This is a genomic window from Streptomyces abyssalis (assembly GCF_001751365.1).
In the GTDB taxonomy this organism is placed as follows: Bacteria; Actinomycetota; Actinomycetes; order Streptomycetales; family Streptomycetaceae; genus Streptomyces; species Streptomyces abyssalis.
In genome coordinates, this window is sequence record NZ_LJGT01000040.1 from 1171576 (window position 1) to 1191173 (window position 19598).

Below are 19598 nucleotides of genomic sequence, written 5' to 3' on the forward strand. Positions count from 1 at the left end.
GGCGGGAGCGGTCATTTCGCGCATACCTTCGAAGTGCTGAAAAGGCGCGGAGCGGGCGGTCGGCTCCGCCCGTGGCAGAAGGACGATGCGGACAAGACATGGCGGTCATGGAGCGGGACACAGCGGACGGCGCGGATCACACCCACACCCACAGGGACATCAACGGCGGCTGGCTGCGTCCGGCCGTCTTCGGCGCCATGGACGGGCTCGTCTCCAACCTCGGACTCGTGGCGGGCGTCGCGGGCAGCGACGCCTCGAACCGGGTCATCGTCATCTCCGGTCTGGCGGGGCTCGTCGCGGGCGCCTTCTCGATGGCGGCGGGCGAATACACCTCGGTCGCCTCGCAGCGCGAACTGGTCCAGGCCGAGCTGGAGGTCGAGCGGCGGGAGCTGCGGCGGCACCCCGAGGACGAACTGAAGGAGCTCGCGGCGGTGTACGAGTCGCGCGGGGTGGAGCCCCGGCTCGCCGCGGAGGTCGCCCGGCAGCTCCACGAGGACCCCGAGCAGGCGCTGGAGACGCACGCCCGTGAGGAGCTCGGCGTCGATCCGGGCGATCTGCCCTCGCCGACGACCGCTGCGGTCTCCTCGTTCCTGTCCTTCTCGGTCGGCGCCGTACTGCCCGTCCTCCCGTATCTGCTGGGCGCGACCTCGCTGTGGTACGCGGTGGTGCTGGCTCTCGCCGGGCTCTTCGCCTGCGGCGCGATGGTGGCGCGTGTCACCGCGCGGCAGTGGTGGTTCAGCGGACTGCGGCAGCTGGGGCTGGGCGCCGCCGCCGCGGCCGTGACGTACGGGCTGGGTGCCGCCTTCGGTGTGGCCGTGGGGTGAGCCATGGCCCGTTCGGCGGCACTCCCGGTACGATCTACTTGTTACCTCACGGTTTCAGGCCGCCTGGAGCGGGGCAAAAGCCCGGAGGTCCGCGAGCAATGACGCCCGCGACGGGCCGCATGCCGAGCCGCTGCGCAGGGGGCCACCCGTACCCCCGCCGCAGGCCCTGGGGACCAACCCTCCTTGTATCGCGATGTGGTCGTCGCGCCCACGATCCGAGACGACGCATCTTTTTTTCGAGGTGTGGTCCACCATGTAATCTTCACGGAAATTTGTTCTACAGAGGGCCAACGTCGTCCCTCGGCACCCCCTCGGGCACCCAGGGGGACCGACCCCAAAGCCCCCCAGGCTCCCGCCGGGGGAGCCTCGAGCCACGACGACGGGAGAGCCGATGCGTGCATCGTTTCAGGCCGCCCACCCTGCCAAGCAGGGCATGTACGACCCCCGGTACGAGCACGACGCCTGCGGTGTCGGCTTCGTGGCGACCCTGAGCGGTGAACCCAGCCACGCCCTCGTCCAGCAGGGGCTGACCGTACTGCGCAACCTGGAGCACCGCGGCGCCACCGGCTCCGACCCCGACACCGGCGACGGCGCGGGCCTGCTGCTCCAGGTCCCCGACGCCTTCCTGCGCGAGACCGCCGGCTTCCCGCTACCGGAGGCCGGCGGCTACGCCGTCGGCATCGCCTTCCTCCCCGCCGAGGAGACGGAGGCCGCGGAGGCCGTCTCGCAGATCGAGACGCTGGCGTCCGAAGAGGGACTGACCGTTCTCGGCTGGCGCGAGGTGCCGGTCGCCCCCGAACTCCTCGGGCCGGGCGCCAGGGAGACCATGCCGTCCTTCCGGCAGCTCTTCGTGACCGATGCGGCGACGGACGCCGGGACGGAAGGGGACGCCGGCGCCCCCCGTACGGGCATCGCGCTGGACCGTCTCGCCTTCGTGCTGCGCAAGCGCGCCGAGCGCGAGACGGGGATCTACTTCCCGTCGCTCTCCTCCCGCACCCTGGTCTACAAGGGCATGCTGACCACCGGTCAGCTGGAGCCCTTCTTCCCCGACCTGTCCGACCGCCGTTTCACCAGCGCCATCGCCCTGGTGCACTCCCGCTTCTCCACCAACACCTTCCCGAGCTGGCCGCTGGCGCACCCGTACCGTTTCGTCGCGCACAACGGCGAGATCAACACGGTGCAGGGCAACCGCAACTGGATGCGCGCCCGCGAGTCCCAGCTCTCCTCCGAGCTCTTCGGACGCGGCGGCGACCAGGCCGAGCAGCGCAAGGCCCTGGAGCGGACGTTCCCCGTCAACACCCCCGGCGCCTCCGACTCCGCCACCTTCGACGAGGTGCTGGAACTGCTGCACCTGGGCGGGCGTTCACTGCCGCACTCGGTGCTGATGATGGTGCCCGAGGCGTGGGAGAACCACGACTCGATGAGCCCCGCACGCCGGGCCTTCTACCAGTACCACTCCACGATGATGGAGCCCTGGGACGGCCCCGCCTGCGTCACCTTCACCGACGGCACCCAGGTCGGCGCCGTGCTCGACCGCAACGGGCTGCGCCCCGGCCGCTACTGGGTCACCGACGAAGGTCTCGTCGTCCTCGGCTCCGAGGTCGGCGTCCTCGACATCGACCCTTCCCGCGTCGTGCGCAAGGGACGTCTCCAGCCGGGCCGCATGTTCCTCGTGGACACCGCCGAGCACCGCATCATCGAGGACGACGAGATCAAGCAGCAGCTCGCGTCCGAGCAGCCGTACGAGGAGTGGCTGGAGGCCGGGCTCCTCGACCTGGCCGACCTGCCCGAGCGTGAGCACATCGTGCACACGCACGCCTCCGTCACGCGCCGCCAGCAGACCTTCGGCTACACCGAGGAGGAGCTGCGCGTCCTGCTCGCGCCCATGGCCAGGACCGCGGCGGAGCCGATCGGCTCGATGGGCACGGACTCGCCGATCGCCGCGCTCTCCGACCGCCCGCGGCTGATCTTCGACTACTTCACGCAGCTCTTCGCGTAGGTCACCAACCCGCCGCTGGACGCCATCCGCGAAGAGCTCGTCACCTCCCTGCACTCCTCGCTCGGGCCGCAGGGCAACCTGCTGGAGCCGAACGCCGCGTCCTGCCGCAGCGTGACCCTGCCCTTCCCCGTCATCGACAACGACGAGCTGGCCAAGCTCATACACATCAACGCCGACGGCGATCTGCCGGGCTTCAAGTCCACGACGCTCTCCGGTCTCTACCGCGTGCACGAGGGCGGCAGGGGCCTGTCCGAGCGGATCAAGGAGGTCTGCGCCGAGGCCGACGCCGCCATCGAGGCCGGCGCCCGGCTGATCGTGCTCTCCGACCGCCACTCCGACGCCGAGCACGCACCGATCCCGTCGCTGCTGCTGACCTCCGCGGTCCACCACCACCTGATCCGGACCAAGCAGCGCACCCAGGTCGGCCTGCTGATCGAGGCCGGCGACGTGCGCGAGGTGCACCACGTCGCGCTGCTCATCGGCTACGGCGCGGCCGCCGTCAACCCGTACCTGGCCATGGAGACCGTCGAGGACCTCGTACGGGACGGCACCTTCCTGCCCGGCGACATGCCGGCCGAGGACGCGATCCGCAATCTGATCAAGGCACTCGGCAAGGGCGTGCTGAAGGTGATGTCCAAGATGGGCATCTCCACCGTCGCCTCCTACCGCGGCGCCCAGGTCTTCGAAGCCGTCGGCCTCGACGAGTCCTTCGTCGACACCTACTTCCACGGCACCACCACGAAGATCGGCGGCGCCGGCCTGGACGTCGTCGCCAAGGAGGTCGCCGCCCGCCACGCCAAGGCCTACCCGGTCACCGGCATCACAGCGGCGCACCGCGCGCTGGAGATCGGCGGCGAGTACCAGTGGCGCCGCGAGGGCGAGCCGCACCTGTTCGACCCGGACACGGTCTTCCGCCTCCAGCACTCCACGCGCGCCCGCCGCTACGACATCTTCAAGCAGTACACGCAGCGCGTCGACGAGCAGTCCGAGCGTCTGATGACGCTGCGCGGGCTCTTCCAGCTCAAGGACGAGCGCCCCTCGGTCCCGATCGAGGAGGTCGAGCCCGTCAGCGAGATCGTCAAGCGGTTCTCCACGGGCGCCATGTCCTACGGGTCCATCTCGCAGGAGGCGCACGAGACCCTCGCCATCGCCATGAACCAGCTGGGCGGCAAGTCCAACACCGGTGAGGGCGGCGAGGACGCCGTACGGCTCTACGACCCGGCGCGCCGCTCGGCGATCAAGCAGGTCGCCTCCGGCCGCTTCGGCGTCACCAGCGAATACCTCGTCAACTCCGACGACATCCAGATCAAGATGGCCCAGGGCGCCAAGCCCGGCGAGGGCGGGCAGCTGCCCGGCCCCAAGGTCTACCCGTGGGTCGCCAGGACGCGGCACTCCACGCCCGGCGTCGGCCTCATCTCGCCGCCGCCGCACCACGACATCTACTCCATCGAGGACCTCGCCCAGCTCATCCACGACCTGAAGAACGCCAACCCGCAGGCCCGTATCCACGTCAAGCTCGTCTCCGAGGTCGGCGTCGGCACGGTCGCCGCCGGCGTCTCCAAGGCACACGCCGACGTGGTGCTCATCTCCGGTCACGACGGCGGTACGGGCGCCTCCCCGCTCACCTCGCTCAAGCACGCGGGCGGACCGTGGGAGCTGGGCCTGGCCGAGACTCAGCAGACGCTGCTGCTCAACGGGCTCCGCGACCGCATCGTCGTACAGACGGACGGGCAGCTGAAGACCGGCCGTGACGTGGTCGTCGCCGCGCTCCTCGGCGCGGAGGAGTTCGGCTTCGCGACGGCGCCGCTGGTCGTCTCGGGTTGCATCATGATGCGCGTGTGCCACCTGGACACCTGCCCGGTCGGCATCGCCACGCAGAACCCGGTGCTGCGCGAGCGCTACAACGGCAAGGCCGAATTCGTCGTGAACTACTTCCAGTTCATCGCCGAAGAGGTCCGCGAGCTCCTCGCCGAGCTCGGCTTCCGCAGCCTGGACGAGGCCATCGGGCACGCCGAACTCCTCGACGTCAGCCGCGCCGTGGACCACTGGAAGGCCCAGGGCCTGGACCTGGAACCGCTGCTCCACGTGCCCGACCTGCCCGACGGCGCCGTGATGCACCAGGTCACCGAGCAGGACCACGGCCTGGCCAAGGCGCTCGACGTCGAGCTGATCAAACTGTCCGCCGACGCGCTGTCCGCCGACTCCGGTCAGGACGCGCAGCCCGTACGCGGCCAGTTGGCGATCCGCAACATCAACCGGACCGTCGGCACGATGCTCGGACACGAGGTGACGAAGAAGTTCGGCGGCGCCGGACTGCCCGACGACACCATCGACATCACCTTCACAGGATCGGCCGGCCAGTCCTTCGGCGCGTTCCTGCCCCGCGGCGTCACGCTGCGCCTGGAGGGCGACGCCAACGACTACGTCGGCAAGGGCCTCTCGGGCGGACGGCTCGTGGTCCGCCCGGACCGCGGCGCCGACCATCTCGCCGAGTTCTCCACGATCGCCGGCAACACCCTCGCCTACGGCGCGACCGGCGGCGAGATGTTCCTGCGCGGCAAGGTGGGCGAGCGGTTCTGCGTCCGCAACTCCGGCGCGCTCGTGGTCTCCGAGGGCGTCGGCGACCACGGCTGCGAGTACATGACGGGCGGCGCGGCCGTCGTACTGGGGGAGACGGGCCGCAACTTCGGCGCCGGCATGTCCGGCGGCACCGCGTACGTCGTCGATCTCGACCCGGACAACGTCAACGCGGGCCTGCGGGACGCCGTCCACGGCCACGAGGACCTCGACGACGAGGACAAGGCGTGGCTCCACGACGTCGTGCGCCGCCACCACCAGGAGACCGGTTCGACCGTCGCCGAGGCCCTGCTGGCCGACTGGGACACGGCTCTCACGCGCTTCGGCAAGGTCATCCCCGCCACCTACAAGGCAGTGCTCGCCGCCAAGGACGCCGCCGAGCGAGCCGGACTCAGCGAGTCCGAGACCCACGAGAAGATGATGGAGGCGGCGATCAATGGCTGACCCCAAGGGCTTCCTGAACACCGACCGTGAGGTCGCGCAGTCCCGTCCCGTCGAGGAGCGGGTGAAGGACTGGAACGAGGTCTACGTACCGGGCTCGCTGCTGCCGATCGTCAGCAAGCAGGCCGGGCGCTGCATGGACTGCGGCATCCCCTTCTGCCACCAGGGCTGCCCGCTCGGCAACCTCATTCCCGAGTGGAACGACTACGCCTACCGCGAGGACTGGTCGGCCGCGAGCGAGCGGCTGCACGCGACCAACAACTTCCCCGAGTTCACGGGGCGGCTGTGCCCCGCGCCGTGCGAGTCGGCGTGCGTGCTGGGCATCAACCAGCCGCCGGTGACCATCAAGAACGTCGAGGTCACCATCATCGACAAGGCGTGGGACAACGGTTACGTCACCCCGCAGCCGCCGGAGCGGCTCTCGGGCAAGACCGTCGCCGTCATCGGCTCCGGCCCGGCCGGGCTCGCGGCGGCGCAGCAGCTGACGCGCGCGGGGCACACCGCGGTGGTCTACGAGCGCGCCGACCGCCTCGGCGGGCTGCTGCGCTACGGCATCCCCGAGTTCAAGATGGAGAAGCGGCACATCAACCGGCGTATCGAGCAGATGCGCGCGGAGGGCACCAAGTTCCGTACGGAGGTCGAGATCGGCCGCGACATCGACGCGAAGAAGCTGCGTAAGCGGCACGACGCGGTCGTCATCGCGGCGGGCGCCACCACCGCACGCGACCTGCCGGTGCCCGGCCGTGACCTGAACGGCATCCACCAGGCGATGGAGTATCTGCCGCCGTCCAACAAGGTGCAGGAGGGCGACCTGACGGTCTCCCCGATCAGCGCCGAGGGCAAGCACGTCGTCGTCATCGGCGGCGGCGACACCGGCGCCGACTGCGTCGGTACGGCACACCGCCAGGGCGCGGTGTCCGTCACCCAGCTGGAGATCATGCCCAAGCCGGGCGAGGAGCGCTCGGAGAACCAGCCGTGGCCGACCTTCCCGATGCTCTACAAGGTCAGCTCCGCGCACGAGGAGGGCGGCGAGCGGGTCTACTCCGTCAGCACCACCCACTTCGAGGGCGACGAGAACGGCGACGTCCAGTGGCTGCACCTGGTCGAGGTGGAGATGAAGGACGGCAAGCCGGAGCAGAAGCCCGGCACCGAGCAGAGGATCCCGGCCCAACTGGTCACCCTGGCCATGGGGTTCACCGGTGTCGACCGTGAGAACGGCCTGGTGGAGCAGTTCGGCGTCGAGCTCGACGAGCGTGGCAACGTCGCCCGCGACGGGAACTACGCCACCAACGTCGACGGCGTCTTCGTCGCCGGGGACGCGGGGCGCGGCCAGTCCCTCATCGTGTGGGCCATCGCCGAGGGCCGCTCGGCGGCCAAGGGCGTGGACCGCTACCTCATGGGCACGAGCGCCCTCCCGGCGCCCGTCGGCCCGACGGACCGCGCGATGGCCGTCTGACCCCGAGGTCCGCCGGCCCGCCCTCGTACGACGGCCGCGGCGCCCGCCCCTCCCGACCGGGGCGGGCGCCGCGGTGCGTTCGAGGGCTCGCCCCCGGCGCCGGGGAAAATTCCGCGCCCGCCAAAGCGGCGCCTGGCGATAAATGCACCCCATGGCTGCTGAGATCGCGCCCGACGTCATGACGTACTACGAGTCGACCTTCAACGAGGGGGAGCGGCTGTCGGCTTCGGCCGACGGACGGCTGGAGATGCTGCGGACGCAGGAACTTCTGCGGCGATACCTGCCGGCGGCGACCGCGCGCATCCTGGACGTGGGCGGCGGCCCGGGAACGCACGCGCGCCGGCTCGCCGAGGACGGCCACGACGTGCTCGTCGTCGACCCCGTGCCACGGCACGTGAGGGAGGCGGAGCAGGTACCCGGCTGCGCGGCGCTACTCGGCGACGCACGCGAGCTGAGCGTTGCGGACGCCTCCTTCGACGTCGTGCTCGTCCTCGGGCCGCTGTACCACCTGCTGGAGCGGGACGACCGGGCGCAGGCGCTCACAGAGGCCTACCGGGTGCTGCGGCCCGGCGGACTGATCGCGGCGGCCGGGATCAACCGCTGCTCCTCCCTCTTCGAGCACACGGCACACGCCCACCTCCACGAGGAGGGCGTCCGCGCGAGCATCGACGGCATCCTCGCGTCACGTGTCCACGACGGTAAGAAGGCGTTCACAGCGGCCTGCTTACACAGCGGCGGCGAACTGCGGGACGAGGTGACCGCAGCCGGATTCCGCGAGACCCAGGTCTTCGGCGTCGAAGGCCCCGTGTGGTCCCTGCTGAAGGCGGTCGAGAGCCACACCGGGGAGCCCGTCGTCGGTACGGCGCTGTTCGACTCGGCGCTGGCCGCAGCCAGGATGGCCGAGCCGTATCCCGAGCTGCCGGCGGCCGGCTCCCACATGCTCGCGATCGCTCACCGCCCGCGCTGACCAGCGCGAACACCTCTGCGGTCGCCCTGGGGTCACCCTGGACGCCGGCCGGGCGGAACCGGCTGGGCAGCGCTTCCGTCAGAGCGGTGAAGCAGGAGGTAGATAGAAGATGCGACGCAGCACGACAGGCACCACCCGACGCAAGGCCGCTCTCGTCCTGGCCCCGGCGATGGTCGCCGTGGCGCTCTCGGCGACGGCGTGCGGGGGCAGCGAGCAGACCGTGAGCAGCGAGCCCCCGGAGAAGCAGACCCGCTTCGAGAAGCGCGCCGCGCAGATCGAGCAGGAATGGCCGAAGGTGGACAAGACCGAGGGCAGGCACAGGGACATGCTGCCGCTGGAGGCCGCCCAGCCGCCGGTCAAGGGCAAGGACGACTCCCTGACCGTGACCGTGGGCCACGGGGGCTGCGAGACGAAGTACGGCGCACATGTGCGCGAGACCGACAAGCTCGTGATCGTCTCGGGCTGGTCGAAGAAGGACAAGAAGGCCGACTTCTGCACCAAGCAGATCGTGACCGACAAGACGAAGGTCGAGCTCAAGAGCGAACTGGGCGAGCGCACCGTGGTCGACGCCGCCACAGGCAAGAAACTCCTCAAGGGCTGACCCGACACAGCGTCAGGGCAGCGCGGAACGCGCGCCGCGACGACCCTGACCGCCCGGACGCCGGTGGCTCCCGGCTGGCAGGCCCCGCACCCCTCCTTCCTGGTGCGGGGCCTGCCGTATGCGCAGGCTGCTCTGATAGCTTTCGGAACGACCTCGTCCTTTTCTCCGATCGACATCACAACTACGCGGCAGTCAGGGGGACTTGAGGGCACCCGGGTCCGTGCTCTCCTGTGCCTGTCGCGGACAGGAGCCTGTGCGTGAGCGAGGCACTGCCTAGCGGCCAGAGTGCGCCCACGGTGCTGCGTATCGTCCTCGGCAAGCGGCTGAAGGAGCTGCGGGAGAGCCGGGACGCTTCGCTGGAGGAGGCAGCCAGGGCGCTGGGCGTCAGCCATCTGACGATCCGCCGCATCGAGAACGCCCAAGTGAGCCTGAAACTCCCCTACGTGAGAGAGCTGCTCAGGTTCTACGAGGTCTCCGACGAGGAAGCCGGCGACTTCACCGACATGGCCGCGCGGGCCAACGAGCCCGGCTGGTGGCACGACTACAGGACGGCCCTGCCCGACTGGTTCCGTGCCTACGTCTCGCTGGAGACGGCCGCCGGCGTCATCCGCGTCTACGAACCGCACTACATGACGGGCCTGTTGCAGACCCGCGACTACGCCAGGGCCGTCATCCGCGCCGGATTCCCGTACGAGCCGGACGACGCCCTCGAACACCGCGTGGATCTGCGGCTGCGCAGACAGGCGCTGCTCGCCAAGGACGACGCCCCCACGCTGTGGGTCGTGCTGGAGGAGGCCGCGCTGCGCCGCGAGGTCGGCGGACCGGCCGTGATGCGCGCGCAGATCGAGCATGTGATGGAGGCCGCGCAGGACCCCCGTATCACCCTGCGCATCCTCCCGCTGGCGGCCGGCGCGCACTCCGGGGCGAGCGGCCACGTGACGTATTTCCGTTTCCAGGAACCGGAGTTGCAGGACATCGTCTACACCGAGGTCGGCCTGACCAGCGCCGTGTATCTGGACCAGCGGCCGGACGTGGTGGCGCACCTGGAGGCCTACACCCGCATCTCGCGTCTGGCCACCGAACTGCTCCCCGACACCCGCTCGTACCTCGATCATCTGCGAAAGGAGTTCAACCGGTGAACGAGTCCTCCGAGGTCGACACCAGCAGACCCCACTCGGCGCGCATGTACGACTACATCCTGGGCGGCAAGGACTGGTTCCCCGTCGACAAGGAGGCAGGCGAGCAGGTCAAGAAGATCTTCCCCCACGTGGTGACGCAGGCGCGCGCCAACCGGGACTACATGCACCGCGCCGTGCGCCACGTCGTCCGCGAGTTCGGTGTCAGGCAGTTCCTCGACATAGGCACCGGCATACCCACCGCTCCCAATCTCCACCAGGTCGCCCAGGAAGTGGCTCCGGAGTCCAGGGTCGTCTACGCGGACCACGATCCGCTCGTACTCGAGTACGCCAGCGCGCTCATGCAGAGCACCCCCGAGGGCCGCACCGCCTACGTGCAGGCCGACGTGCGACGCGACTCCGTCCTCGACAGCCACGAGGCACGCGAAGTCCTCGACCTGGACAGGCCGGTCGCGCTGTCACTGCTGGCCCTGCTGCACTTCGTCCCGGACGAGCACGGCCCGCAGGAGATCATCCGCTCCATGCTGGACCGGCTCGCACCCGGCAGCTTCCTGCTTCTCTCCCACGCCACCGCCGACTTCGACGACGAAGGGCATCTGGAGCGGGTCAAGAAGGTCTACGACGAGAGCGGGACGCCGGTGCAGCTCCGCACCAAGGCGGAGACCGAAGTCTTCTTCGAAGGGCTGGAGATGATCGACCCCGGCCTGGTGCCGGCGCACCGCTGGCGGCCCGACGGGCCCAGCACGATCAGCGACGCGGAATCATGCATCTGGGCCGGCGTGGCCCGCATGCCCTGACCACTGCGGGAGGGCCGCCTCTCACGGGCCGGGCGCGGCCTTCCGCGCCCGGCGCCTGTGCGGGACCTCAGTCGATGCCCCGCCAGATGTTCGGCTCGAAGCTGATCTCTTCCTCGTCCTCGACACCCGCCAGCAGCCACAGCGGCGCCTCCAGCCACACTCCCGGCGGCAGTGGCAGCTCGTCCTGGCCCGTGGTGCGTACCGCACCAAGCGACCGTGACGGCGAAACCGTGGCCATGGACACTGTCGTGGTCATCTCTGCGTCAACTCCCCTGTACGACTCGGGCGCAGCGGGCATCCAGGCACAACGGACCCTGGGGTGCGGCCGCCTCCCGAATGGCCCCCGCGTCTCGATTCTGACCCGCGCGGGCCCACCCCGCAGCCCGACGGAACAGACCGGCACGCGGTGCCGACCTGCGGCGGAGCACTCAGCCGGCGGTCACCGTCCGCATACGCCCAGGCAGCGAGCGGGGAACGGCCGCTCAGTCCGCCAGCCGCGCCGGGAAGCCGCCTGTCGCAATCGGCCCCCAGTGCCGCGGCGTCACGCGGATCAAGGACTTGCCCTGCTTGAGCATCGCGGCGCGGTACTCGTCCCAGTCGGGGTGCTCGCCGGAGATGTTGCGGAAGTACTCGACGAGGGGTTCCACGGAATCCGGGGCGTCGATGACCTCGGCGTCGCCGTCGACCTGTACCCACGGGCCGTTCCACTCGTCGGAGAGGACGAGGACGCTCACCCGCGGGTCGCGGCGCGCGTTGGCGGTCTTGGCACGCTCGGGATAGGTCGAGACGACGATCCTTCCCGAGTCGTCCACGCCGCACGTGAGCGGCGACGCCTGCGGTGAGCCGTCGGACCGGCGCGTGATGAGGAGCGCCCGGTGACGGGGGCGTACGAAGTCGAGCAGACCGGCCAGCTCGACACGGGTGTTGGTGGCGATGGAAGGGCTCATACCGCCGAACGTACGTCATGCGACCCCGCCCGCGCGCCGGGCTCCGAGCCCTCCGGGCGGGTTCAGGTGTCGCAGTCCAGCACCGAGTGGCACAGCCCGCACCGTGCCCGCATCCTCCCGCGCACCGGCACGCGGATGCGCTGCTGGCACGTCGGGCACGGGAAGGACACCCGCAGCGGCGAGCGGCTCTCGAAGACGTGCGAGTAGGCGTCGGCGTCCGGCGGATACGGAGTGCTTCCAGGATGTGCCAGCGCGTGACGGCGGTCCCGGACGTAGCGTCGCCGGCCCGCCCAGCCCGAGGCGGCCAGCGGCGGCCGCGCCTCGTCGGACCGGGCCATGCCGCTGCCCTTGAGGTACGCCTCGTACGCCTGCGGGCTCGTGAACCACACCTCGGGGCCCTCACCGAAGACCGCGGCCCGCTTCGCCAGGACGTAACCGAACTCCTCCGGCGTGAGATAGCCCAGCTTCTGCGAGGAGACCTGGTCCTGCCGGAAGGCGTCCAGCAGCAGCCAGCCGGCGCCGAGGTAGGTGGTGGCGGTGTCGGTGAGGATCTCGTTGTCCCGCGTTCCGTGGAAGGCGAGGCCCAGGCGGTGCAGATACACGTGCATCACCTCGTGCGCGAGGGCGGCGCCGATGTCGCGGCGGTGACGCTTGAAACGGTCGTTCAGCTCGATGAAGTACTCGGGGCCCGCGGCGAGTTCGACGTGCGCGGCGTGCTCCATCTCGCGGAAGCTGACGATCATGCGGGCGTCGGGCAGCCGGAACTGCTGCACCATGACCCGGGCGACGCGCTGCACCCCCGCGTAGAGATCCTCCGAGTCGGAGAAGGCCACGTCGCCGGGCGGCACGCTGACGTCGAAGATCCGCACGGTGTCCCACGAGAGGCGCTTGTAGAGCGCGGTGATCGCGGCCCGTACGGTCGTCAGGTGCGGGAACCCCCGCTCGACAGGGTCCGCGGCAGGCCCCGTCGGCGCGCCCTGTGCCGTCATCGACACCACCCCCGCCAGTTCGCTCGGTCACTGTCACTGTACGGGCGCCGGCCTCCGGCGCGGGCGGCATAGGGTCGGAGCAGAAAACCATCCCGGCGACCTGGAACGGCAGGCATGGCGAAGACCCACGGCGAGACCAGCGGCTCCGGTCCGGGCACGGGCCCCGGCTCCGGTTCCGGCGACCGCGACACCACAGGAGGCATCGACGAGTCGGTGCGCGCCGAGCTGACCGCACTGCGCGACAGCATCGACAACATCGACGCCGCGGTCGTGCACATGCTCGCCGAACGCTTCAAGTGCACACAGCGCGTCGGCCGCCTCAAGGCCGACCACGACCTGCCTCCCGCCGACCCCGCCCGGGAGGCCCGCCAGATCGCACGGCTGCGGGAGCTGGCCGTCAGCGCGAAGCTCGATCCGGCCTTCGCGGAGAAACTGCTGAACTTCGTCATCGCCGAGGTGATCCGCCACCACGAGACGATCGCCCGCACCTGAGGTGCCGCTGACCGCGACCCGCGGCCCGCACCGTCCCGCGGTCAGCGTGCGGGGGTGTCGTCCTCGCCGATGTGGTGCACGCGTACAAGGTTGGTGGAGCCGGCCACACCGGGCGGCGAGCCCGCGGTGATCACGACCAGGTCGCCCCTCTCGCAGCGCCCGAGCTTCAGCAGCTGCTCGTCGACCTGGTCGACCATCTCGTCCGTGCTCTGCACCGTCGGCCCGAAGAAGGCCTCGACACCCCACGTCAGGCTCAGCTGCGCGCGCGTCGCCGGGTCCGGTGTGAAGGCCACCACCGGGACCGGCGAGCGGTAGCGGGAGAGGCGGCGCACCGTGTCCCCGGACTGTGTGAAGGCCACCAGGTACTTCGCACCGAGGAAGTCGCCCATCTCCGCCGCGGCGCGCGCGACGGCTCCGCCCTGGGTGCGTGGCTTGCTGTGCTCGGTCAGCGGCGGCAGACCCTTGGCGAGCAGTTCCTCCTCCGCCGCCTCGACGATGCGTCCCATCGTCCTGACCGTCTCCGAGGCGTGCTTGCCGACGCTCGTCTCGCCGGAGAGCATCACCGCGTCCGTGCCGTCCATGACGGCGTTCGCGACGTCCGAGACCTCCGCGCGCGTCGGCCGGGACGCCTCGATCATCGAATCCAGCATCTGCGTGGCGACGATGACGGGCTTCGCGTTCCGCCTGCACAGCTTGATCGCGCGCTTCTGCACCAGCGGCACCGACTCCAGCGGCATCTCGACGCCGAGATCGCCACGGGCCACCATCACCCCGTCGAAGGCGTCGACGACCGACTCCAGGTTCGTCACACCCTGCGGCTTCTCCAGCTTCGCGATCACGGGGAGGTACCGGCCCTCCTCCGCCATGATCCGGTGGACCTCCTTGACGTCGTCGCCGCTGCGCACGAACGACAGCGCGATGATGTCGGCGCCGGTGCGCAGCGCCCACCGCAGGTCCTCGACGTCCTTCTCGGACAGGGCCGGCACGGACACGGCGACGCCCGGGAGGTTGAGGCCCTTGTGGTCGGAGACCATGCCGCCCTCGACGACGACGGTCCGCACCACAGGCCCCTCGACCGCGGTCACCTCCAGCGTCACCCGGCCGTCGTCGACGAGGATGCGTTCGCCGGACGAGACGTCCGAGGCCAGGCCGGGGTAGGTCGTGCCGCAACGGGTGCGGTCGCCGTCCACCTCCTCGACCGTGATGGAGAACTCGTCGCCGCGTTCAAGCAGTACCGGTCCCTCGCGGAAACAGCCGAGACGGATCTTCGGACCTTGAAGATCGGCGAGGACGCCGACGGAACGGCCGGTCTCTTCCGCGGCCTTGCGCACCCGGTGGTAACGCGCTTCGTGCTCGGCGTGCGAGCCATGGCTCATGTTGAACCTGGCCACATCCATGCCGGCGTCGACCAGTGCCTTGATCTGCTCGTACGAGTTGCTGGCGGGGCCCAGTGTGCTGACGATCCTTGCGCGGCGCATGCCACGAGCCTACGGCTTACCCACAGGTAGAGACCTGCTCCCGGAGGATTCGTCAACGTCCTTTACCGACGCAGCCATTGACAACTTCTAAAGTGAGGGAGAGCTCGCTCCGATGAGCGCCCTTCAGACCTTCACCGACCGCCGGAGCCGGGGCGTCCGGGCCGCCGCCCACGGCTCCCGGCCGTCCCGGACCGGTCCGGCCGGCCGGGAGCCGCGGCGGCGCTCACAGCGTGGGCCTGCTCATCAGGAAACGGGCGTTGACCTGCGCCTGCACCTGCTGCCGCTGCGGTTCGAGATCCAGCGCGCCGGCCGCCTCCCCGGACGGCGCGCCACGGTAACCGGCGGCGCGTGCAGCGAGCGGCGGGGGCGAGGAGGGCGGAGCGCTCTCCGCGCCCGGATCGGCCAGCTCCACGAGCGCGACCAGATCCGCGTCCAGCGCCGCCGCGTACTCCCGGGCTCGCGTCACCGCCTCCCGCACCGCCTGCTGCCGGGCCTCACGGTGCGCGGGGGAATCCTCGCGCAGCGCCCACCACGGCCCGTCCACCCGGGTCAGCTCAAGATCGGCGAGGCGTGTGGTCATCTCACCGAGTGCCGTGAAATCGCCGACGGTGGCCGTGATCTGCACGCGTCCGTTGTACGTGCGTACGCGCTCGCGGCGGCCCTTCTCCGTCAGCTCCGGCGAGACGGAGAACGTGCCCGTCGCGAGCTTCTCCACGGCCTCTCCGTACCCCTTGATCAGCTCCAGCACCTCCGAGTTGCGGCGCGTCAGCGACTTCAGAGCCTCCTTCCGGTTCGTGCCGCGCGCACTGACCGTGACCGCGATGCGGGCGATCTCCGGATCGAACTCGAGACTCGCCTCTCCGCGCACGGCGAGCCGCGGCTCGTCGGCCGTGCCGTAGGGGAGAGGGCCTGAGGCTGCGGAGTGACCGGGTGTGTTCGTCATACGGTCACTCTCGCAGAACCGGCTCGGCGAGCGCCGGGCATCACGGCGGACCACCCGCGCCCGCCGGCTCGTCACTCGGGCCAGTCGGGCCGGTGGCAGACCGCTTCCACGTTGTTGCCGTCCGGGTCGCGGACGAACGCGCCGTAGTACGACTCGTGGTACTCGGGCCACAGCCGCGGCGAGTGCAGAACCACCGCGCCCGCCTTCACCGCGGCCTCGTGGAAGGCGTCGACGGTCCGGCGGTCCGCCGCCGCGAAGGCGATGTGCACCTCACGGGCCTCGGCCGCGGCGTCAGCCGGGCCCAGCCAGAAGGCCGGGCCGGCGCTGCCGTAGCCGATGACCTCACCGAAGTCGAGAACGCGGCCGGCGCCGAGCGGTGCCAGGACGGTGTCGTAGAAGGCAGCCGAGGCTGAAGGATCTTGCGCCTGAATCGAAATGTGATCGAACATCCCGGCAGTCTTCCAGGGAGTCACCGCTCTGTCAGCGGCTCCGCCGAATCCGTCCCCACGGCTGGTGCCGTGACCCGCGGACCCTGCCGTGCGGCGCACTACGTCATGCGCAGCGGGCGGAAGTCCGCGTGCTCCGGATCCGCCCGCACGGCGACGCCGGGGGAGCCGTTGGCCAGCGCACCCTCCGGGCGCAGCCCGAACGTCGTGAAGGCCGTACGCCGCGGAAGCCGGTAACGCTCCTGCCCCGTCAGCGAGTTGAGGATCACGGCGCTGCGGTGCGCCGCGAGCCCCAGATCGGGCGCGCCCACACCGTGCGTGTGCCGCTCCGCGTTCTGCACATAGACCGCCCCCGACACCGACCGGTCCGTCACCAGCCGGTAGTGCTCGTCGACACGGATCCGCTCCGCCGCGTCCCGCTGCAGCCACGGCTCCAGCGAGGCCAGCACGCCGCCCAGCGGACGTTCGCGGTATCCCGTCGCCAGAACCACCGCGTCCGTCGCCAGGCGCGTACGCATGTCCTGCTCGGTGTGCTCCAGATGCAGCTCCACCCGTGTCGCGCCGATGCGCCCCGCCGTGCGGACCGCCACGCCGGGCGTGAGCACCGCGTCCGGCCAGCCGCCGCCGAGCGTGCGGTGGTACAGCTCGTCGTGGACGGCGGCGAGCGTCCCGTGGTCCACCGCCTTGTGCAGCTGCCACTGGCGTGGGACGAGCCCGTCCCGTACGGACTCGGGCAGGCCGTGGAAGTAGCTCGTGTAGTCCGGCGTGAAGTGCTCCAGGCCCAGCTTGCTGTACTCCATGGGCGCGAACGCCGCGCTGCGCGTGATCCAGTGCAGCCCCTCCCGGCCCGTGGGCCGGCGCCGCAGCAGATCGAGGAAGACCTCCGCGCCCGACTGGCCCGACCCGACGACCGTGACGTGCGCCGCCTCCAGCAGCCGCTCACGGTGGTCGAGATAGGCGGAGGAGTGGATGACCGGCGCACCCGCACCCACCGACGAGGCCAGCGCACGCAGCGGCTCCGGCACGTGCGGTTCCGTGCCGACGCCGAGCACGAGATTCCGCGCGTACGAACGGCCCTGCGCGGCTGGGCCGTCGGCCTTCTGCCGTGTGAAGTCGAGCTCGAACAGGCGCAGTTCGGGATGCCAGCGCACGGCGTCGACGCGGTGCCCGAAACGGACGCCGTCGCCCAGGCCCTCGCAGACCCAGCGGCAGTACGCGTCGTACTCGGCGCGCTCGATGTGGAAGCGCTCGGCGAAGTAGAACGGGAAGAGCCGCTCCTGCGCCTTGAGGAAGCTGAGGAAGGACCAGGGGCTCGCCGGATCGGCCAGGGTCACCAGGTCGGCCAGGAAGGGCACTTGGAGTGTGGCGCCCTCGATGAGCATGCCCGGATGCCAGTGGAAGCCGTCGCTCTGCTCGTAGAACGCGGTGCGCAGGCCGGGAACGCCGTGCGCGAGGGCGGCCAGGGAGAGGTTGAACGGCCCGACGCCGATTCCCGCCAGATCCAGCGGCGGCCCGTCGGGGCTCTCGGCTGCGCCGTCGGGGCGGCGCTGCCCCGGCACCGTGGACGTCAGCTCGGGCGCCGTGAGGGGGAGGGCGATGCGCGGTTCGTCGGCTGTCGTCATGACCGGTGACTCCTTGCGGTGCTGCTGGTGTTGCTGCTGCGGGTGCCGGTGGTGCTCGTGGCAGGCGCGGGCCGGGCGGACGGCGGCGCGGACTTCGGCGGGGACGGGGAGGGCAGTGAGCCGGCGGGCCCCGCCGGGCCGTCCGCCGTGGCGTCGCACACGAGCTTGAGCAGCGACTCCAGATCGCTGTGCCGGGCGTAGGGGTTGAGCAGGGTGACCTTCAGCCAGAGATCCTCGCCTGCGCCTGCGCCTGCGCCTGCGCCTGCGCCTGCGCCTGCGCCTGCGCCTGCGCCTGCGCCTGCGCCTGCACCTGCACCTGCGCCTGCGCTGCTTCCGCCTGCGCCTCCGCCGCTTCCGCCGTCCCGCCCGGCGGCGAATCCGCCCATGTCGGCCCGGCCCAGCACCGCCCGGCCCTCCGCCATCAGACGGCGCCGGACCGAAGCCACCGCCGCACCGTCCGCACCGGCCGGACGGAACAGCACGGTCGACAGCTCCGGCATCGCGAAGAGCTCCAGCCGCCGGTCCGCCGCGATGAGTTCGGCCAGCGAACGCGCCACCGTGCACGTACGCTCCACGAGAGCCGCCAGCCCGGTGCGGCCCAGGGCGCGCAGCGTGACGGCGACCTTCAGTACATCGGGGCGGCGCGTCGTACGGAGCGAACGGCCCAGCAGATCCGGAAGCCCGGCGTCGCTGTCGTCACCGGCGTTGAGATAGTCGGCGCGGTGGTCCAGCGGCGACAGATCCCGCCCGTCGGGCACCACGAACACCCCTGCGGCGACGGGCTGCCACCCCAGTTTGTGCAGATCGAGGGTGACGCTGTCCGCCCGTTCGAGACCGGCGAGGGAAGCGCGCAGCTGGGTGCTGAAGAGCAGCATGCCGCCGTACGCGGCGTCCACATGCAGCCGTGCGCCGAACTCCGCCGTCACACCGGTCAGTTCGGCCAGGGGATCGACCGCTCCCGCATCCGTCGTCCCGGCCGTCGCGACCACCAGGACCGGAGCGCACGGCCCCAGAGCCGCCAGCGCCGCGCGCAGCGCCCGGGGGCAGAGCACACCGCCGGGCGCCGGGACCCGTACCGGCTCGCGCAGCCCCAGCAGCCAGGCGGCACGGTGCACGCTGTGGTGCGCGTTGGCACCGCAGACGACGCGGACGTCCGGGCCGAGCCGCTCACGTGCCAGCAGCACGCCGAGCTGATTCGACTCGGTGCCGCCGGTCGTCACCAGGGCGTCGGGCCGCGCGGACCGGCTGCCGCCCGGCCTGTCCCGGGGCCCGTCCCCGGACCCGGGGACGCCTCCGTCCCCGTACACCAGCCCTGCCAGCGCGCGGCAGGTGAGCGCCTCCAACTCCGAAGCGGCGGGCGCCTGATCCCACGAGTCCAGCGAGGGATTGAGCGCGCTCGCAGCGAGATCGGCGGCTGCCGCCACCGCGAGCGGAGGACAGTGCAGATGCGCCGCGCACAGCGGGTCAGCCGGATCGGCGGCCCCCTCCGCCACCAGCCGCACCAGCGAATCCAGGGCCTCGTGCGGCCCCGTGCCCCGCTCCGGGATCACACCGCCTGCCAGCGCCGCACCGACGGCGGCGGCCACCCGCCGAGGCCCCCCGCGCGGCAGGGGACCACAGCGCCGCGCCGCCCCCTCCTCCAGTGCGTCGATCACCACGCCGGTCAACGGACGCAGCGCGGCGGGCCCTTCGGTGCCACCCGCGAGCAGCGGGGCACGGGCACCGTCGGAGTACGCGGACACGGGCGGGAGCGGCATGAGCGGGAATCCTTCGCCGTCGTGGTCCCACAACCCCTCGGTCCGGCGCGCACACAAGCGGTGCCCGCCGGACCGGGAGGAGTGGTGAGGTGGCCCTAACCTACGTGCGTACCGGACCTGTTGATC

15 protein-coding genes and 1 pseudogene are annotated in these 19598 nt (G+C 71.1%); 8 read left to right on the plus strand and 8 right to left on the minus strand.

Features of this window, described 5'->3' with window-relative positions:
• Positions 1-98 precede the first annotated feature (98 nt).
• From AN215_RS19920 to AN215_RS19950, 7 genes and pseudogenes are all read left to right on the plus strand, one after another.
• Positions 99-824, plus strand: a complete 726-nt coding sequence (locus AN215_RS19920; RefSeq protein ID WP_070012045.1) for a VIT1/CCC1 transporter family protein — start codon at positions 99-101, stop codon at positions 822-824.
• A 391-nt stretch (positions 825-1215) separates the two neighbouring features.
• Positions 1216-5844, plus strand: a pseudogene (gltB, locus tag AN215_RS19925) (glutamate synthase large subunit).
• Positions 5837-7297: a glutamate synthase subunit beta gene (locus AN215_RS19930; RefSeq protein ID WP_070012047.1), complete on the plus strand. Its 1461-nt coding sequence runs from the start codon at positions 5837-5839 to the stop codon at positions 7295-7297. Before gltB ends, AN215_RS19930 begins: the two are co-directional and overlap by 8 nt.
• Positions 7298-7448: 151 nt before the next feature.
• A complete protein-coding gene (locus AN215_RS19935) occupies positions 7449-8264 on the plus strand; it encodes a class I SAM-dependent methyltransferase (RefSeq protein WP_070012141.1) in 816 nt (271 codons plus the stop codon).
• 109 nt (positions 8265-8373) lie between these two features.
• Positions 8374-8865, plus strand: a complete 492-nt coding sequence (locus AN215_RS19940; protein ID WP_070012142.1) for a hypothetical protein — start codon at positions 8374-8376, stop codon at positions 8863-8865.
• A gap of 257 nt (positions 8866-9122) precedes the next feature.
• On the plus strand, positions 9123-10004 hold the full coding sequence (locus AN215_RS19945; protein ID WP_070012143.1) for a Sco1979 family transcriptional regulator: 882 nt from the start codon (positions 9123-9125) through the stop codon (positions 10002-10004).
• Entirely contained in the window at positions 10001-10798 is a 798-nt protein-coding gene (locus AN215_RS19950) for an SAM-dependent methyltransferase (protein ID WP_079123215.1), read from the plus strand. Before AN215_RS19945 ends, AN215_RS19950 begins: the two co-directional genes overlap by 4 nt.
• Positions 10799-10865: 67 nt before the next feature.
• On the opposite strand, the gene AN215_RS19955 is transcribed toward AN215_RS19950, so the two are convergent.
• From AN215_RS19955 to AN215_RS19965, 3 genes are all read right to left on the minus strand, one after another.
• Complete coding sequence (locus tag AN215_RS19955; RefSeq protein ID WP_070012144.1) at positions 10866-11054, minus strand: hypothetical protein; 189 nt, start codon at positions 11052-11054, stop codon at positions 10866-10868.
• A 226-nt stretch (positions 11055-11280) separates the two neighbouring features.
• Positions 11281-11745, minus strand: a complete 465-nt coding sequence (locus AN215_RS19960) for a PPOX class F420-dependent oxidoreductase (protein WP_070012145.1) — start codon at positions 11743-11745, stop codon at positions 11281-11283.
• Between the two features lie 62 nt (positions 11746-11807).
• Entirely contained in the window at positions 11808-12734 is a 927-nt protein-coding gene (locus AN215_RS19965) for a hypothetical protein (RefSeq protein WP_070012146.1), read from the minus strand.
• A 114-nt stretch (positions 12735-12848) separates the two neighbouring features.
• Here AN215_RS19965 and AN215_RS19970 point away from each other — a divergent pair, with 114 nt between their 5' ends.
• Positions 12849-13226 carry a chorismate mutase gene (locus tag AN215_RS19970; RefSeq protein ID WP_245694560.1) on the plus strand — a complete coding sequence of 126 codons (378 nt, stop codon included), beginning with the start codon at positions 12849-12851 and terminating at the stop codon, positions 13224-13226.
• A gap of 41 nt (positions 13227-13267) precedes the next feature.
• Here the strand turns inward: AN215_RS19970 and pyk are convergent, their stop codons facing one another.
• The 5 genes from pyk to AN215_RS19995 all read right to left on the minus strand — a co-directional run bounded on the left by pyk (position 13268) and on the right by AN215_RS19995 (position 19472).
• Entirely contained in the window at positions 13268-14704 is a 1437-nt protein-coding gene (gene pyk, locus AN215_RS19975) for a pyruvate kinase (protein WP_070012147.1), read from the minus strand.
• Between the two features lie 223 nt (positions 14705-14927).
• Positions 14928-15647, minus strand: coding sequence for an SIMPL domain-containing protein (locus AN215_RS19980; protein WP_070012148.1), 720 nt, complete (start codon positions 15645-15647; stop codon positions 14928-14930).
• 71 nt (positions 15648-15718) lie between these two features.
• Complete coding sequence (locus AN215_RS19985) at positions 15719-16096, minus strand: VOC family protein (RefSeq protein WP_070012149.1); 378 nt, start codon at positions 16094-16096, stop codon at positions 15719-15721.
• 98 nt (positions 16097-16194) lie between these two features.
• The gene (locus tag AN215_RS19990; RefSeq protein WP_079123277.1) at positions 16195-17715 is read right to left on the minus strand and encodes a lysine N(6)-hydroxylase/L-ornithine N(5)-oxygenase family protein; all 1521 of its coding nucleotides are present in this window, start codon (positions 17713-17715) and stop codon (positions 16195-16197) included.
• Positions 17712-19472, minus strand: a complete 1761-nt coding sequence (locus tag AN215_RS19995) for a pyridoxal phosphate-dependent decarboxylase family protein (RefSeq protein WP_139140764.1) — start codon at positions 19470-19472, stop codon at positions 17712-17714. Before AN215_RS19995 ends, AN215_RS19990 begins: the two co-directional genes overlap by 4 nt.
• Between the last annotated feature and the right edge of the window lie 126 nt (positions 19473-19598).